13 protein-coding genes are annotated in these 18,145 nt (G+C 47.4%); 2 read left to right on the top strand and 11 right to left on the bottom strand.

Annotated features, from left to right (window positions below):
- Positions 1–85: 85 nt before the first annotated feature.
- From SporoP33_RS12405 to SporoP33_RS12370, 8 genes are all read right to left on the bottom strand, one after another.
- Positions 86–529 carry a RidA family protein gene (locus tag SporoP33_RS12405; RefSeq protein ID WP_099662720.1) on the bottom strand — a complete coding sequence of 148 codons (444 nt, stop codon included), beginning with the start codon at positions 527–529 and terminating at the stop codon, positions 86–88.
- A gap of 16 nt (positions 530–545) precedes the next feature.
- A complete protein-coding gene (locus SporoP33_RS12400; RefSeq protein ID WP_196796790.1) occupies positions 546–1,280 on the bottom strand; it encodes an IclR family transcriptional regulator in 735 nt (244 codons plus the stop codon).
- 77 nt (positions 1,281–1,357) lie between these two features.
- Entirely contained in the window at positions 1,358–2,830 is a 1,473-nt protein-coding gene (locus SporoP33_RS12395) for an aldehyde dehydrogenase family protein (RefSeq protein ID WP_231293247.1), read from the bottom strand.
- Positions 2,831–2,861: 31 nt separating this feature from the next.
- Positions 2,862–3,662 carry a DUF3726 domain-containing protein gene (locus SporoP33_RS12390; RefSeq protein ID WP_081243999.1) on the bottom strand — a complete coding sequence of 267 codons (801 nt, stop codon included), beginning with the start codon at positions 3,660–3,662 and terminating at the stop codon, positions 2,862–2,864.
- Positions 3,644–4,666 (bottom strand): membrane dipeptidase, encoded by a 1,023-nt coding sequence (locus SporoP33_RS12385; RefSeq protein WP_081243998.1) that lies wholly within the window; start codon positions 4,664–4,666, stop codon positions 3,644–3,646. Before SporoP33_RS12385 ends, SporoP33_RS12390 begins: the two co-directional genes overlap by 19 nt.
- Positions 4,663–6,381, bottom strand: coding sequence for a hypothetical protein (locus SporoP33_RS12380; RefSeq protein ID WP_081243997.1), 1,719 nt, complete (start codon positions 6,379–6,381; stop codon positions 4,663–4,665). Before SporoP33_RS12380 ends, SporoP33_RS12385 begins: the two co-directional genes overlap by 4 nt.
- A gap of 171 nt (positions 6,382–6,552) precedes the next feature.
- Complete coding sequence (locus SporoP33_RS12375; RefSeq protein WP_081243996.1) at positions 6,553–7,674, bottom strand: virulence factor; 1,122 nt, start codon at positions 7,672–7,674, stop codon at positions 6,553–6,555.
- Positions 7,675–7,693: 19 nt separating this feature from the next.
- Positions 7,694–9,568: an ABC-F family ATP-binding cassette domain-containing protein gene (locus tag SporoP33_RS12370; protein ID WP_081243995.1), complete on the bottom strand. Its 1,875-nt coding sequence runs from the start codon at positions 9,566–9,568 to the stop codon at positions 7,694–7,696.
- A 222-nt stretch (positions 9,569–9,790) separates the two neighbouring features.
- Between SporoP33_RS12370 and SporoP33_RS16535 the strand changes: the two genes are divergently transcribed.
- Positions 9,791–10,702, top strand: a complete 912-nt coding sequence (locus tag SporoP33_RS16535; RefSeq protein ID WP_081243994.1) for a methyl-accepting chemotaxis protein — start codon at positions 9,791–9,793, stop codon at positions 10,700–10,702.
- A 1,788-nt stretch (positions 10,703–12,490) separates the two neighbouring features.
- Here the strand turns inward: SporoP33_RS16535 and SporoP33_RS12345 are convergent.
- From SporoP33_RS12345 to rbsK, 3 genes are all read right to left on the bottom strand, one after another.
- The gene (locus SporoP33_RS12345; protein ID WP_081243990.1) at positions 12,491–14,116 is read right to left on the bottom strand and encodes a M20/M25/M40 family metallo-hydrolase; all 1,626 of its coding nucleotides are present in this window, start codon (positions 14,114–14,116) and stop codon (positions 12,491–12,493) included.
- Between the two features lie 97 nt (positions 14,117–14,213).
- The gene (locus tag SporoP33_RS12340; protein ID WP_081243989.1) at positions 14,214–14,744 is read right to left on the bottom strand and encodes a DinB family protein; all 531 of its coding nucleotides are present in this window, start codon (positions 14,742–14,744) and stop codon (positions 14,214–14,216) included.
- 168 nt (positions 14,745–14,912) lie between these two features.
- Positions 14,913–15,794, bottom strand: coding sequence for a ribokinase (gene rbsK, locus SporoP33_RS12335; protein ID WP_081243988.1), 882 nt, complete (start codon positions 15,792–15,794; stop codon positions 14,913–14,915).
- A gap of 179 nt (positions 15,795–15,973) precedes the next feature.
- On the opposite strand from rbsK, the gene SporoP33_RS12330 reads away from it, so the two are divergent.
- On the top strand, positions 15,974–17,326 hold the full coding sequence (locus tag SporoP33_RS12330) for a YjiH family protein (RefSeq protein ID WP_081243987.1): 1,353 nt from the start codon (positions 15,974–15,976) through the stop codon (positions 17,324–17,326).
- Positions 17,327–18,145: the final 819 nt, after the last annotated feature.

Below are 18,145 nucleotides of genomic sequence, written 5' to 3'. Positions count from 1 at the left end.
TATAGTTTTCAGCTAAATGACACAGAAAAAACCTTGCCTGGAAGACAAGGTCAGAATACGAACATAGTAAACTAGCGGGAGTACTTTATTTCACTTCGACAATAACGTCAATCTCCACTGCTGCTCCGCGCGGCAACATCATCCCCACTGCCGTACGGGCATGCGCGCCAACTTCTTCCCCGAATACTTCCACCAGTAAATCAGAAGCACCGTTCATGACTTTGGCCTGGCCTGTAAAGTCAAAAGCCGTGTTAATCATGCCCAGCAGCTTGACGAACTTGGTGACGTTCGACAGTTCGCCGACTTCCTCTTTGATTGTGGAAAGTGCAAACAGAATAGCCTGTCTTGAAGCTGCATAGCCTTCTTCAATTGTCAGCGTGTCCCCTACTTTACCGATTACATCGTAAGAAAGTGATCCCGATAAAAATAGCAGATTTCCTGTTCGTACACAAGAGATGTAGTTTCCTCCTTTTGCACGTTTTTCAGGCAACTCCAAACCCAGCTCTTTTAATTTATCCTCTGGTCTCATGTATATCCCATCCTTTTCATAATGCATTGGTGATTTCTTCTGTTGCAGCGAGCAGCCCAGCAATATGAGGTTCCATTGTCTCCCGATTCCATCTGAACAATGGACCTGATACAGACAATGCACCAATTACACGGTGTTCCTTGTCAAAAACCGGTGCAGATAACGCCGCTACATTTGTAGTGATTTCTTCTTCATTTGTGGCATAGCCTTGGTTTCTCGTTTCTTCCAGCAGACGCTCCAATTCTTGACGCTCATCTAAAGGCAATGTGGACAATAGACGATTTTGCAATTCAGGGGACTGGAACGCAAGAATAGCTCTTCCGCTGGCTCCCACGTGAATCGGCAGCCGTTTGCCGATTCCGACAGAACGCCTGATTTCCAGCTGACTTTCATACTCCAGCACACAAACGCGCATATGGCCCGTCGGCATATAAAAGCCTATTGTTTCCCCGGTATCATTTCGCAATGACATGAGCCATGGTTCGATAACAGGCGCGATCGGCATTTCTGTTAAAATTTTATTGGCATAGTCTATAAATATCGTGCCCAATGAATACAGCTTTGATCGGGGATCCTGAAACACCATTCCTTCGAGTTTCAACGTCGTCAGAAGGCGGTGAACGATCGTCGTCGACAGACCGAGACCTTTACTGATATCACTGACACCTTGCGGACCCGACACATCATTCAGATAGTTGATTACGGATATTGCCCTCACTACAGTGGACGATACTTCCGGTGTCTTAGTCATCATTATGAACTCCTTTTATGTAAGGAATAAAAAAGAAGAGGAAAGTTGACGCTATTCCTCTTCTTAATTTATCCCGCTTAGTTGCTGTTGATGTAACGTGTTTTATTCTGGCAGTAGAATTCAACTGCTTCGCTGCCCAACTCTTTATACGTGCCGGTACTTGACTGTTTGTAGCCGCCAAATGGCGCCTGGAAGAACGTGCCTGTTGTTGTCATATTCACTTTGACGATACCTGCCTGAATTTCATTCAATGCGCGGTTCATATATGTCAGGTTGCGTGTGCAAATTGCTGCTGACAGACCGAATGCTACGTCATTCGCCACTTCGATTGCTTCGTCGATGGACTCAATTTCAATGATGCTGATGACAGGGCCAAATACTTCTTCTTGCGCGATTGTCATGTCCGTCTTCACACCGCTGATTACTGTCGGCTCTACGAAGTATCCTTTATCCGAACCTTCGAATGCTGGAATTCCTCCGCCTGTCAGGATTTCGCCGCCTTCAGCTTTTGCTTTTTCAATCAGATCCAATGTGGATTGGCGCTCGCCTTCGCTGACTTGAGGGCCCATTGTTACGCCTTCATCCATGCCGTTACCGATTTTGATTTTCTTCGAAGCTTCCACCAGTTTATCCGTGAATTCCTGACGAATATCTTTGTGCACAAGCACACGGCTCGTCGCTGTGCATGCCTGGCCAGTTTGACCGTATCCGCCTGCGACCGCTAATTGAACTGCCGCATCCACGTCTGCATCTTCCATAACGAGCAATGGGTTCTTACCGCCCATTTCAAGCAGAACACGCTTCATATCTTTTGCTGCTTCTTTATAGATTAAGTTCCCTACACGGTTTGAACCTGTGAACGTAATTGCTTTAACCGCAGGGTGGCTGATCATATCTGTCACCAGACGGCCTGGTCCCACCAATTGGTTGACTACGCCTGCAGGAACGCCCGCACGTTCAACAATTTCAATGAATTTTTGTGCAGTCAATGGTGTTTCAGAAGATGCTTTTAATACAACTGTGTTACCGCTAAGGATGGCCGGAGCAATTTTCCAAGCCGGAATCGATAATGGGAAGTTCCAAGGTGTAACAACCAATACAACGCCCAGTGCTTCTTTATGCAATTCGATTTGTACGCCTGGCATATCCGATTCAACGATGCGTCCCGTCATGCGGCGCCCTTCGCCTGCATAGAACTTGACGATACCAGCTGCGTAATTTACTTCTTTTAGCGCATCCGCGTATGTTTTCCCTTCTTCTTTTACGATAACGCGTGCGATTTCATCTGCTTCTTCTTCCATGATCGCTGCGATTTTGAATAAATACTCGCCTCTTGCCGGTGACGGTGTCTTGCTCCACTCCGGGAATGCTTTTTCTGCCGCTTCGATTGCTGCCTGCGCATCGTCTGCATTGGACTGCTGCACCTTTACGATCAGCTCGTCCGTGTTTGCAGGGTTTTTGATTTCAAGCATATCTGTTCCAGAAGTTTCAACCCACTCACCGTTAATATAGTTCTTCAATACTTTTACTTCGTTTGTAACTGTCATCATGTATATTCTCCTCCAGCTGGTAAATTTCTGTTTACGCCAATTCTCCTGCGCCGCGTTCGCGCGATTGATCTGTTGACTCCACTAATATCTGCTTGCCGGTTTCATTGAGATCGAGCCATAGTTCGCGGTTGACTTCTGTGCCAAACTGCCAGGCCGATTCCCATCTCTGCTCAAAATCATCTGTTGTAGTCAAAATATAGGACGTGTCTATTGTGTCCTGGAATCTATCCATCAATTCATCGATTTGCTCTATGTTGGTCGTGCCAAATATACAGAACCTCGTCGTCACTGCTGGCAACTTCAGTTTGCTGTCTCCTGTCAGCCCTAACTCCTTATTGATTCCTTCCATGATATCTTCATTATTGCGCTTATGAATCATGATCGGGAACAATGAATTAGGTGATGAAATAATCAGTGAAGAATGACTTGGCTTCTTATATACAATAATGCTGGCCAGCCCTTTTCGCGATATATACATCGCCTGCTGCACAAGTACGCGGGACGGTCTGGTGTCACGCACACAAACAGCAGCGCATGGCTGGTTCTGCAAACGGGCAATGACATAATCTGCACACGCTTTTCCGAGCAGCATGCCGCTTTGTTTACCGCCGTCTATAACGGTCACATTATCAGATTCATTCAGTATTTCAAGCTCTTCGAACTCTCCCTGCAAATCCTGCAATTCATCAGAAAGCTGCTGCAGGCCGTATAATCCAAGGAATTCTGCATTCGCAACTGTTTCTGCGCCTTCTTCTGCATAGCCGTAAGGAACTCCCAGGGCCTGGAAGATTTTTTTACAGTGAGTATATAATTCTAAGTGAGAGACGCGCATTTCTCCAACTCCTTCTCTGACTTAAATCCTTCCGCAAAGAACCGGTGCCAGTTACCGCCCATGATTTTGGAAATCTCTTCATACGTCATGCCGCGGGCTTCCAAACCATCCGCGATATTCGGGAAGTCATCCGGCGTCTGGAACCATTCCGGCCAATCCGGCCATCCCGGGCTCGCTTTGGAACCTGCACCGTAATCAATTTCATGTGTCCAGCGTCCCATTCGCATCCATGCAAGGAAATCTGTAGACATATTATGTGTCAAGTCTGTCCCGATGCCTACGTGATCAATTCCCATGAAATCAGCCGTACGGGAGATCATATCACAGAATTCCTCAAGAGTAGTAGCCGCGCCATTAATCAGGTGAGGATACGCACAAACACCAAGTACTCCTTTATTTTCACGTAACGCAGACAGAATTTCTTCTGACTTATTACGTTTTGAAGGATAGATCCAATCAGGATTTGCATGTGTGATCGCAACCGGACGGCTTGAAAGCGCCAAAGTATCAAGGGATGTTTTTGTTCCAACGTGTGATAAGTCAATTACCATTCCGACACGGTTCATTTCCGCTATTACGTTTTTACCGAAACGTGAAAGACCCGGATCTGTTTCCTCATAACAGCTGCTGCCGATCAAGTTCTGATTGTTGTATGTCAGCTGCATAATTTTTACGCCCAGTTCATTGAATACAGATACAAGTCCCAGCTCATCTTCTAAAGCTGATGTGTTCTGCGCTCCCAGGATAATCCCCAGTTTGCCTGTACGTTTTGCTGTTTCAATATCTGCGCCTGTTTTTACAGGTAAGATCAAATCGCTGTGATCTTTGAAAAAGCGGTGCCATTCTCCTACTTTACTTAATGTTTCACGCGCATTTTCCCACAGACCCACGCAGGCGTGCACACATGTTACTCCGCCTTTTTGCAGCATAATAACGAAATCGCGGTCCCATTTACTGAGTTCCAGCGCATCTATTACAATCATATCTTTCATATCGACAGTCATTTGATCTCCTCCGCTTTCGGTAATAATGGATAGAACCAATCGTCCTGGAATGGCGTCTTGCCGATCTCTTCGACTAACGGCGCACCTTGGAATAACGTAATCCGCACCCAGCGATTAGATTTCGGGTCATAGCGCTCCGCTCCGTAAAGTGCTAATTTACAGCGCAGCAGATAGACAGGGAGTAACTCTTTACCCGTCAAATTGGCTCGTATTTCTCCGTACTCCAGCCCGTCAAGTGACTGCATTCTTCTGACGATTCCCCGGAATTCCGGCTTTTTCAGCAGGAAAGCGGCTACATTTTGATCATCAGGCACCGTCTCCATTTCTGCTGCGAGCTGCTGGACCTGTTCCGCAATATTCATCGGCATATACAGTTCGTCACCCGGGTCGATTCCACGTTCCCCAATACGCGGTTCTTCCTTTTCCGCAGAACGGTACCAGAAATAGTGTCTGGACTCAGGCTGTGTAAAGTCATACTCAAATGCCCACTGATATTGCTCTTTGAGAATGCTGCGCAATGCGCCGATCGACATTTCCGGAATTAAATGAAGTCCGTCGTCCGCATTCGTCTGACGTTCCAAATCGACAAGCACTTCAGGGTACAGTTCAATCAATTCCGCATTGATCAATTCATGTGCTTCCATTGTGAACTGGTCTTTCACCTGATCTGTGAAATCAATCCAGATATTGTCTGCAGCTTTCCCTGACATCTCTATATTTGCACAAATAGTATTCAGTAAATTGATAATCTCTTTGACTTCTTTCGCCAAGTCTCTCGGATTCGCAAATACTTCCATTTGCGGAACAGGAGCATCTTCAAAGAAAATACGCACTTGCTCCAACTTCTTCATGAAGCGTTTGCAATCGTCTGCTGTCGGCTGCATTTTTTTCGCACGCGCCAAGGCAACTTCACGAATCCAAATCCACTGGTGAAGCAGTTTCGGATGTGAAATTAAGTAAGGCACCATCCCGAGTCCTGTTGCATTCCCCGTACCGAGCAGTTTTTTAAGTTCAGGCTTCAGTACAGCCGCATTGGGATTCTTTCTCCGTGCAATATGTTCAACCAGTTCAAAGCTGAAATGGCGCAGCATGTAAACTGCGAACATTTGTGATTGATAGGCACCGCTGAACGTATGGTTATCTTTCATATGTTCGTAAGGGGCAATGCCGAATTTCCCATTTCCGTATACCGCAGTCGTGCGGAACAGATAGCCAATGTCATAGATAAATTCTGCATCAGGCTGTTCACCCTGTGACAGGGCTTCCACTACATGAGAAAAAACCCGCTCACTTTTATTGGCTCTGGACCAAACGAGATCTGTGACATCTCCTCTGCCCATTTCCTGTTTCGGAAGTTCCTGTTTCATTCGTTTTAATTTTTTATCGGAAATCAGTCCATCGCAAAGCGCAAATGTAACATCCCATCTTTCTGAAATCACGCGGTCACTGCGTGTTTCTTCGCTGATTTCACGGGATAATGCGACAAATGTATACTGTCCTTGCGGGGTAGTGATACTATACAGCGCATCTCCGTAACCTTCATCATCTAAATTAAAAGCGGTCTGCTTAATCTCCCAAGCCTGATTCATCATTTTACGTACCATAATGCGTAAAAAGCTGAGACTTGTTGAACGCATTACGCCAAGTCGTCGGATGTCCATTACTTCAGATGCCGGCCTTAAAGCATCCGTGTTTTTAATAGCCAGGTTGAACATTATAAAAACCCTCCATTCTTCTACTGCCGCACAATATACATTTCTTTTACGATTATCGGAATGCCTTTCCGAATATCTACTTTCATCATATACCTGTTTAAATTCTCTGTCAATAGTTTCATACAAAAAAGCCTTTGAAATCATCGATAGATTTCAAAGGCTTTTACCAGTTTATTTACTTCGTTCAGTCATTTGCCGCCAAATAGAACCTTGTGCTTCCTCGCCCTCTTCTATGCGGGCAATAGCCATGCGAACTTGCAGTTTGACTTCAAACTCTGTATCGTTTTCTGCTTCATGCAATGCCGGCAGCGCGCGTTCCGTTCCGGTTTCATACAGGAACATCGCTGCCCGCCAGCGGACCAGCTTGTTTTTATCCTGCAGCAGACGGATTGCTGCGGGCTCAAAGCCTGTATAGCCGAGATCACTCATGCAGTCTGCCGCTGTACGGCGAACGGCCCAGCTTTTATCTTCCAGTGCTTTTTCGATATACGGAATGACCGATTCGTCTTCAATCATTCCAAGATATACCGTAGCGAGTCTGCGGATCGACATTTTCTCATCTTCAAGCGCAAGAGTCAGCACGGGATAATCAGATACGTCAGGGTCAGGCATTTGATCAAGCAGCTGAAACCGCGTTTCCCATTCGGGTACGCTAAATTCAGCAACTGTCACTTTTTGCCCCCGTACTTTTGTTTCTTCGTCTGCTTTCTCGGCTTTTTCCACCAGTTCCTGAAGACGTTCTTGAGGGTAGGCAGCTTCCAGTTCCTGTACGACTTGGTCGCCGACTTCCTGCAATTCACCATAGCGGATTCCGTAATCAGCCCATTTACGAAGCAAAATATAATTCTCCACTTCCGAATGATGTACTGTTTCCATCGCCTGAACGAAACGATCACTCAAACCAAAGCGGGCTTCGGCGTCGCTGTTGAACACTTTCACCTGCAGCGGAATCTCCTTATACGTTTGGACATGAACATACACTTCACCGAAATGTTCATCTATTTGCGGTTCTTCTGCTTGCTCCGAAGTTCCATCTTCTTCATTTAAAATCGCGCGGACTTCCGCAAGTATTGATTCCCATGGAACATTCCCGATTCGTTCAACCGCCATGAAGTCCATGACGTGATAGATTCCTTTAATGCCGTGGATCGCCAAAAGAGAACGAATGGGTTCAGGCGCCTGGGCTTCGTCTTTCTTTTTATAGTTATGACTCGTTCCGTCCGGCAATGATGTGTCCATTACAATTTTCATGGAATTTGGACTTGGCGTCGGTTCAATCGATTTTATTTTCAAGAAAATCTCCTCCAATTCATTAGTCGGCCAGTTCCTGCAAATAAGACCAGCGCTCAATCAATTCTTCATATTCGTTATTGAGTGTCACGAGCTGTTCGTCGAGCTTGCGAAGTTGATCATAGTCTGATCCGGCTGTCAGCATCTGCTGTTCTGTCTCGGCAATTTTCTGTTCGAGCATCTCAATATCCGATTCAATCGTTTCCCACTGCTTCTTTTCAGCATACGTCATTTTCTTTTTCGGCTTTTCCTCTTTCACCGCCGGAATTTCCGCTTTTGCTGATGGTTTGTCTTCCTTTACCGGCGTTTCATTCAAATAATCGGAATACAGGCCAAGCCGTACATCCACTTCTCCCGACCCGTCAAGAATCCATAGTTTTCTTGAGATCCGGTCCAGGAAAAAGCGGTCGTGCGAAATCGTCACCACAACGCCGGCAAACGTGTCAATGAAAGATTCAAGGACAGAAAGCGTTTCAAGATCCAAATCATTCGTCGGCTCATCTAGCAATAGAACGTTCGGCTGCTCCATCAGCAGTTTCAATAGATACAGCCGTTTCCGTTCGCCGCCGGAAAGTTTTCCGATCGGTGTTCCATGTGCTGAAGACGGGAATAGAAAGCGTTCCAGCATTTGTGTCGCAGACAGCCGCTCACCGCTGCCTGTCTCTATATCATTCGATGTTTCACGGACATATTCAATGATTCGCTGATTCTCATTCATTGCGGGGATATGCTGATGGAAGTGCGCAATCTTCACAGTTGACCCTCTATCCACTTCACCGGAGTCGGGTTCAATCGTTCCGTCTAGCATTTGCAGAAGCGTCGTCTTCCCCACTCCGTTCGGACCGACAATCGCTATGCGCTCTTTCGCCTGGAGTATGGCAGAAAACGGATTCAGGATTACTTTATCTCCAAACCGTTTGGTAATATCGCGGATTTCCAGCACTTTTTTCCCAAGGCGGGTCGTCTGCAGATCCATATCAAAGTCCAATGAGCCATCCGACTGCTTTACCTTTTCTTCCAACTCTTCAAAACGTCCGATTCGCGCTTTCTGTTTCGTCGATCTGGCCTTCGCTCCACGGCGTATCCACTTTAATTCATTACGGTAACGATTACGGTTTTTTTGCTCAGAAGATGCATTCATTTCCTCGCGCAGCGCTTTCGCTTCCAAATAATCTGCATAGTTTCCTGTATGGGAATACAGTGTTTTATCGGCCAGCTCATAAATATGTGTGGCAACCTGATCCAGGAAGTATCGGTCGTGTGTGATGAATAATACAGCCCCCTGGACATTTTGCAGAAAATCTTGCAGCCATTGAATCGATGCAACGTCCAGATGGTTCGTCGGCTCATCCAGCAGCAATAAATCAGCCGGTTCAATCAGCACTTTAGCCAGCGCAACCCGTTTTTGCTGTCCCCCTGATAATTCACCCATTTTCTTATCAAACATATCAATGCCGAGCTTCATCAGTATCGTCCGGGCCTGTGCATTCAAATCCCAGCCGCCTGTCGAATCCATTTCATTCTGCAGGTGTGAGAAACGCTCCTGAAACTCTGGATTAGCAGAATCAGAGGAGAGATTCTGCAGCGCATGTTCATAATTCAGGTTTAAACGAATAATGGGGGCATCGCTCTCAAACACCGCTTCCATCACGGTCAGTTCCGGATTCACCACAGGCTCTTGCGGTAAATAGGCAATTTGGAATTTATTCGGATGATCCATCGAAATCGAATCCGCTTCCGACTCTCCCGCTAAAATGGACAATAACGTGGACTTGCCGGTGCCGTTAATCCCAATCAGGCCGACCTTGTCCCCGCTCTGCATGCCGAATTCCACATTTTGAAATAATGTTTTTTCTCCAACTGTTTTAGTTAATTTCTCTATAGTTACATGACTCATCCTGGCACATCCTATCTTCAAACTGCTTCTACCCCTAGTATAGCCGAAATATTGATAAGTTGAAAACATGCACTTCCGTGAAGACTCCTGTCCTCACAGGATATTTGAATGACAGGCCATCTTCATATTTTATTTTTAATTAGCATTCTATTCCATTTGACTCTGTGTTTTAATAGAGAGAAGAAGATTTACTAAAAATAATAAGTCTAAAGGGGCTGCCGCATGGTACAATCTACCGATTTGCAAGTGACCGATCAATTAGTTGTTCAGGCGCTGGAAGAAAATTTAGCGATCATTCGCTTTACCATGGATCACCGCATTGCTTATGTAAACCAAAACTTTGCACATACAGTTGGCTACGAACCGGATGAAATGATCGGCATGCAGCATGAGAAACTATGCTTCCCCGAATTCCTTGAAAGCAAGGCGTATGACCGTCAATGGGCCAATTTCCAAAAAGGCATCAGCTACCAGGGAAAAATTCAGCGAAAAAGAAAAGATGGTTCGGGAGTTTGGCTGGAAGCTACCTATATGCCCGTTTTTGATGAAACACACAGAAAAGTAATCGGCGTCACAAAAATTGCCACGGACATAACCAAACGGCAAAATACCATTGTCGAAGTCGTCAATGAAATGCACGAAATGGCAGAGAACCTCAGCCGCCAGGCAAATGCGGGGATGAATCGCAGTATGGAGTTATTGACGATGATTGAACGGATTGCAGAAGTATCTGAGCAGAACACGAGTTCATTACAAAACTTGGAGGCTCATTCCGCAGATATCCAAGGAATTGTCACAACTATCCGCGCGATTGCCAGTCAGACGAACTTGCTGGCGCTCAATGCAGCGATTGAAGCGGCAAGAGCCGGTGAATACGGCCGTGGTTTTGATGTGGTGGCTAAAGAAGTGCGCAAGCTGTCGGGGAATGTGCAGGATTCCATCGTGGAAGTCCGCAAAGGCATAGATACGATTACCGCAGACATCGGCGTGATTTCGCATGGCACGTCATTAGCGCAGCAAAATATCGTGCAATGTCAAAATGAAATCGAAATCGCCATGAACGACTTCCGCTCCATCGCCTCCTCTGCCGCCGACCTGGAAAGCCAGTCGCAGGAAGTCGGACGCATCGTCTGACATAAAACAAGCCCCACCTAGAAGCCGTATCGTGCTGCTTCCGGGAGGGGCTTGTTTTTTATGTACTGGTTGAGCGAGACTGCGGACACCTCTTCTGTTTCATAACTGGTTCACATGGGCTGAGGTCATTGTAAATAGTGAAGGGGTACGTCTTTGAAGCCACTGCGGCGCTGGCGGATAGCTTCCGCAATGAGCCGACCGCTTGGGAGGCGCCTTCGTTCAGTAAGTGGAAGTCACTTGGGCTTTTGGTTTTGAAAGATGAGGGGCACATGCTGCGCAGAGGGATTTTGCTCTTTTGCATCACGACTGGATTACATCGTCTGACGTTTTTGTGATAAGTGAAGCGAAACGGCATTGGACTCACTGCGGCGCTTGCGGATGGCTTCCGCAATGAGCCAGACAGGAAGTGCGCCTGGCTGTCTCATCGCTACGCCTACCGCTTGTAAGGCGCCTCCGTTCAGTTAGGGGGAAGCAGAATATGACACTTCATTTGCCAAAGCATACGCAAGTCGTCTGCCAGTCACTGCACTTCTTCTCTTTTAAAAAAGTAACCTGGCTTGCTTCCACTCAGCAGCGCAGGCACAACTGCGGGGTCGGCCGAAGTCATGAGACAACTGGCACGATTTTCGCCAGCTGGCTCATGACGAAAGGCAATCCCCCACGTGCCGGCGCGGGTCCGAAGAGAGGACACTTGCTAACACCAACACCCGACAATGAGTCGAGCAACGACACTAAAACCAGAGACAGAACAGCATTGAACACACTGCGGCGCTGGCGGATGGCTACGCAATAAGCCAGACAGGAAGTGCACCTGGCTGTCTCATCTCTACGCCGACCGCTTGGGAGGCGCCTCCGTTCAGTAAGGGGTAGCGAAAATGACACTGCTTTTGCTAAAGCACACGCCAGTCGGCAACCAGTCACTGCACTTCTTCTCTTTTAAAAAAGTAACCTGGCTTGCTCCCACTCAGCAGCGCAGGCACAACTGCGGGGTCGGCCGAAGTCATGAGACAACTGGCACGCTCTTCGCCAGCTGGCTCATGACGAAAGGCAATCCCCCACGTGCCGGCGCGGGTCCGAAGAGAGGACACTTGCAAACTCCAACACCCGACAATGAGTCGAGCAACGACACTAAAACCAGAGACAGAACGGCATTGAACACACTGCGGCGCTGGCGGATGGCTACGCAATGAGCCAGACAGGAAGTGCGCCTGGCTGTCTCATCGCTACGCCTACCGCTTGTAAGGCGCCTCCGTTCAGTTAGGAGGAAGCAGAATATGACACGTCATTTGCCAGAGCATACACCAGTCGTCTGCCTGTCGCTGCACTTCTTCTCTTTTAAAAAAGTAACCTGGCTTGCTCCCACTCAGCAGCGCAGGCACAACTGCGGGGTCGGCCGAAGTCATGAGACAACTGGCGCGCACTTTCGCCAGCTGGCTCATGACGAAAGGCAATCCCCCACGTGCCGGCGCGGGTCCAAAAAGCGGACACTAACTAACTACAACCCCCGACAAAAAGTCGAGCAACGACCCAACACCATCGCCAGAACAACATAGGATTCACTGGTCTCCACCTCTTTTAAACAGCAACCTGGATAGCTCCCACTTATCAGCGCAGGCACAACTGCGGGGTCGGCCGAAGTCATGAGACAACTGGCGCGCACTTTCGCCTGCTGGCTCATGACGAAAGGCAATCCCCCACGTGCCGGCGCGGGTCCAAAAAGCGGACACTAACTAACTACAACCCCCGACAAAAAGTCGAGCAACGACCCAACACCATTGCTGGAACACCTTATCTAGACTTAGGCTGATGCTGCATCCCCGCCAGCTTCTTCACCAGCTGCTCCAGCAACACAGGCATCTCCTTAAAAGCACTCTCAATATGCAGGCGCTCCGTCTTCTGATGCGCATCCTTGCCGAACGGCCCCACGTTCAAAACCGGCGCCGTCAGCTTCCGCATATCCTCAAACGGAATCTCATACGTCGCACCATACACCGGCGTATTATCCGCAAACGCCTTCCAATGACTCGCCTCATCCTTATAATGCACATAGCTCAAATCACAAATCCCATTAAAATAATGCACCTGATCAAGCGTCAGATCAAACATCTGCGCCCGCTCCTGCAAAAACTCGATCGACTCGATAACCAGCGGATCCTGCGATGAATTGACTGCCGGGTAATACGGCGGGGCATAGAACAGAACGGTTGCCGGACCTAGTTCCTGACACTCCATCATCAGCGTATCAACAATGCGGATGCACTGCTCCCGGTCATCCCGATCGTCTTGCAGCAGCACTTCCTGCTTAAGACGATGCACTTCGTTCTCTCCCAATTTCCCCACAGCATATTGCAGCAACTCTTCAAAACGCAACACACGGATTTCCCCAATCGGCACAGCAGATTCACGATCACAAACCGCCTGATAATGTTCATTGCATCGACTCATCGCTTCATTTGCCACCTGTTCGAATAAATCCATAATTTCAGCGGCAGTCTGTTTGAATACGAAGACATTATATAGCGCCGCTGCCCGCTGCGGGGTCTGTGTAGAGTACTGATTCTTCAAGTCCCTCTGCATCAGCGTCACCGGAAGGGGAGTAGATTCATTCTGGTCTACTTCACGGAAAAGCGGATTCCATTCCATCGCATGCGTTAAAAATGATGCCATATAGTCTGCCGTGATGCCTTTCAGCGGCTCTCCCACATGCGTTTCCTTGCCGTAGAATAACGCGGACGGCATGATTTTCCCGATCGTTCCGGAATAAATGTATTCTTTTGTATCCGCAGGGCCCTGTGAAAAGGAAGGCTCTCCGTTCAGGAAGAGTTTATAATGATAGCCCTCCTGCTCCTGCAGACGCACAAGTTCTTTCACCGACGCGCGCATGCCGGCCGAATTCACTTCTTCGTCGGGTACGGTGCACAGCAATAAATTGATTGGCCATTTTTCGAGGCTTGCACGTTCGATCAGCTGAATATGCAGGGCAAGCCCCATTTTCATATCCATCGTGCCTCGTCCAAATAAATAATTGCCTGATTCCAAATCTGCGCGCGCGGCTTCCGGCAATGAATCTTTGTTTTCTGTCAGCTTTTTCGTCAGTTCTTCCGGATAGAACGCAAGCGGTTCAAGCGCTCCGTATTCATCGGTATGCACCGTATCAAAATGACTGATCAGCACAATTGTATCTGTTGCATCTGGGTGTTTATATAGGGCATGAACCGATTGCCGTCCAAGACCTGCATCATGGAGCGTGATCTGGTCGGGATGTTCAGTGAAGTATGTCAGTTCGCTTAACTTATTTTGCAGCTTCCAGGAAAAGAAACGTTCCCCTTCTGTCAGTGTGCGGCTATCCCAGCTGACCAATTCACAGAGTAAGGCACGCAGCTTTTCAGGTGTGTCAAAACGATAACGATTCATTCTATCTCCCCCTTAACAGTTAGCTAAAGTATATCTTATAGAAGGTAAAATGAGAAAAGAACTTGCGCCAGCATAGGCAGCAAGTTCTTTCTATTTATTATTTAGACGATGTAACGAGCGGCCGTGAAGCAGATTTCACTTGCTCGACAGCACGTTTCAGTTGCCGTAAATGACGTTTTTCATGGAAGCCGACGAAACGGAACCATTGAATGAGCGGAACATTACCAAAAACCGGATGTTTGAGTGATTTGCAGCGCAACTCTGTTTCCGTTGCAGATTCATAGATATCCAGCAAAAAATTTCTGGACTCATGCAGCTTCTCTTTTATCTCTGGAATGGAGAGATGCGCTTCTGTCGGTTCTGTGTATTCTAAGAAATACGCTTTGAGTAAAGGACTGGACGATACGCCAATCGGTTTTTTGAATACATGCAGACTGTCAGGATTTTTTAGTTCTTGCGCGATGTTTGTAGCAACCCGGCATTCCATTAATGCTAAATGTTCCACAATCTGCTTTGGGGACCAGCCGCCATGTGATGGTGTCTCGTTAAACTCCTTATCTGTCAAGCCTTCAATCAACTGTAAGATACGTTTACGGACTTTGATGTTCTCTCCAAAAACCACCAACATCCTCCTCCATTTCTTTCACATAATCCACTCTATTGCAATAGCATACGCCTTTTATTCGAAGATTTAAAGGGGGAACGGTCAGATTCTGTACATTCCATTCAAATGGTGACAGTTGCGTGCCATCCGGCATATTCTCAGACTGTCCCGGTGCGCGGTATCATCGCATTTTCACCCGTTCTGATCCGCCAATCTGTCAAGCACTTCCTGTTCATTCGGCATACCGCCCTGTGCGCCGAATTTTTCCACTGCCAATGAAGCAGCCGCATTCGCAAAATGAATGGCAGACTTCAGGCTTTGTTTTTGAACCAATTGACTCGCAAGCGCTCCATTAAATGTATCCCCCGCGCCTGTCGTATCCACGACGGGCACAGATATTCCCGGAACACGCACAATCTGCTTACCGTCATGATAACAAACACCTTCACTGCCGAGCGTCACGAGCAATTGATTCGGATAGGCCGCTACCGCTTCTTCTATTGAAGTGCCGAACAGTTGAGCACATTCTGTTTCATTCGGCGTCAAATACTGCACGTATGGCATGAAATCAAGCTGAAAACTACTCGAAGGTGCGGGATCCATGATGACAGGCACGTGTGCTACCCGGCAAAGTTCGAGTACCCGCCACACCGTCTCCGCAGGAATTTCAAGTTGCATCATCACCAGCAGGCTAGCTTGAATGACAGACTGTAAGCTATCAATCCGCGCGCGTGTAAGTGCATGATTGGCCCCCGGAATAGAAATGATCCGGTTATCACCTTCTGTTAATAAAATGACCGCCACACCGGATGGCCCTTCCACCTGAAGAACAGCCGACGTGTCAACTTTCTGCTGCTGCAAGTTGTCTATAATCATTTCTCCAAATGAATCCGAGCCCACAGTACCGATCAGCCGGACGCTTTGTCCCAGCCGCGCACACGCCGTCGCCTGATTAGCGCCTTTACCTCCGGGCGCTGTCTGAAAACTCTTTCCTCTTATGGTTTCCCCCTGCAGCGGAAATTGATCCGCTTCTGCAATCACGTCCATATTCGCACTTCCGATTACGGCAATCATGCTCTCTCCCCCACTTCTCACTCTTTCATCCGATCATATGCTTATGTAAAGACATATTCAATCCGGAACGTCCGCTGACTGAAAAGTTGCATTTTGTGTTAAAGTATTTACTTCAGCTGTGTAAACAGTATAATGAATAAATATACAACAACTAGACTACATACAAGGAGCGAAACACCTTGAAAAAATATACTGCCGGCACATGGTTTGTGTTCTTAATTCCGTCCATACTTGGAATTATATTATTCATGATTCCATTGCCGTTTAAAGCGGGCTGGAAAGTGCCGATTGCCAAACTGGCGGATATGCTGGCCGGCTCACTTGAATCGATTATTCCACAGCTTATGATGTACTTGATCATCGCTTCGGCACTTGGATCCGTACTCTATTTATTCGTTACAAAGGATCCGAAACGGCCTTCATTCTTTACAAATTTATTTAAAGTCACACCATTTTGGACGGTTACCCGGATTATAGGCGCCGTGTTTGCCGTCATGGTTGTCTATCAATTAGGAACTGAGGCAATTTGGAGTGAAGATACCGGCGGCCTGCTCCTTGCGGGTGACGGACTGGTTTCATTCCTGTTCAGCATCTTCTTCTTTGCAGGATTTCTGCTTCCTTTATTGCTGAATTTTGGTTTGCTTGAATTCTTTGGTACGCTGATGGTAAAAATTATGCGACCGCTGTTCAAATTGCCCGGACGCTCTTCCATTGACGCGCTTGCTTCGTGGATTGGAGACGGAACAATCGGTGTCCTGCTGACTAGCAAGCAGTATGAAGACGGTCATTATACACAGCGTGAAGCGGCGATTATTTCCACTACGTTCTCGGTCGTATCGATCACATTTACATTGGTCATCATCGATAAAGTAGGGCTCGGAAACTACTTCCTGCCATTTTATGCAACCGTTCTTTTCACCGGATTGGTCCTGGCACTGATCATGCCAAGAATTTATCCGTTACGTTCCATTAAGAATACGTATATCGACGACCGGGAGTATTCAACTGATGATGAAAAACTGCCGCCCGGCACAAGCGTATTTAAACTGGGGTTAACCAGTGCACTTGACACTGCATCCAAGCAGCGTTCGGTCGTGAAGACCGTTCGCGCCGGCATGCAGAATGTGCTCGATATGTGGTTCGGCGTAGCACCGGTCGTTATGGCATTCGGTACTGTCGCTTTAATGATGGCGGAGTACACAAGCATTTTCCGTATTCTCGGAAAGCCTTTTGAATATGTGCTGAATTTCCTGCATATACCTGAAGCGTCTGAGGCAGCTCAGACCATGGTCGTCGGATTCGCAGATATGTTCCTGCCTGTTATTTTAGCTGAAGGTGTAATCACATCACCGATCACGCTGTTTACAATCGCAGCAATCTCGGTCATTCAGCTAATTTACATGTCTGAAGTCGGCGGACTGATTTTAGGTACGAAGATTCCCCTGAACATTTTCGACTTGCTCATTATTTTCTTGTTGCGCACGATCATTGCGCTGCCTATTATTGCCGGTATTGCACATTTATTGTTTTAAACCGTGAGAACCCGCCGCTTCCTTGTGAAGCGGCGGGTTTTTTTGTGGTTTTGGGGGATTATGTTTGCGGGGTATGAGCGGTTGAACGGGACGTATGAGCGCTTAGGCGGAGACTATGAGCGGATAGCCTAGCTGATTGAGCGGTTGAACGGGACCTATGAGCGCGACGGCATGGGCTATGAGCGCGACTTCATGGGCTATGAGCGGTGAGCCTGCTTGATTGAGCGGTTGAACGGGAACTATGAGCGCTTGGGCATAGGCTATGAGCGGATAGCCTAGCTGATTGAGCGGTTGAACGGAGACTATGAGCGCGACGGCATGGGCTATGAGCGGTGAGCCCAGCTGATTGAGCGGTAGACAATAGCTATGAGCGGTTGCTGCGATGGATTGAGCGCTTGACGAAATGTATGAGCGGCAATCGGTGCTATGGAAGCTCGGGGAGGGGATGAATGCGTATAAAGCCAGAGTCGTCATCACCCTCCCCTCCTTCTTCACAAGAAAAAGCTGCTCTCTATAAAGAAAGCAGCCAAATTAAACGGCTTGAAAGCAAATCTGTTGAATGTCCGCAAGTAAGGGAGGGTCGCGTTTGAAGAGTGGCTTCGCAAAGCAATGGTGTGCTTTTACATGCTGCTCTCAAATAAATCATTTTTTGGCAGATTGCTTTCAAGGTTTTGTACGATATACAGTTTATGCTGACGGAATTCCGAAAGCCATTTATACAGAGATGGTTTGTCTCTGCTGCATGAATCGCTGCCGGAAATGAATCGAATTAGATTTATTACTACTACTATAATCGATAATGAGAATCATTGTCAAATA

It is taken from the genome of Sporosarcina sp. P33 (genome assembly GCF_002077155.1).
In the GTDB taxonomy this organism is placed as follows: domain Bacteria; phylum Bacillota; class Bacilli; order Bacillales_A; family Planococcaceae; genus Sporosarcina.
This window is presented reverse-complemented; position numbering and strand designations above follow the sequence as displayed.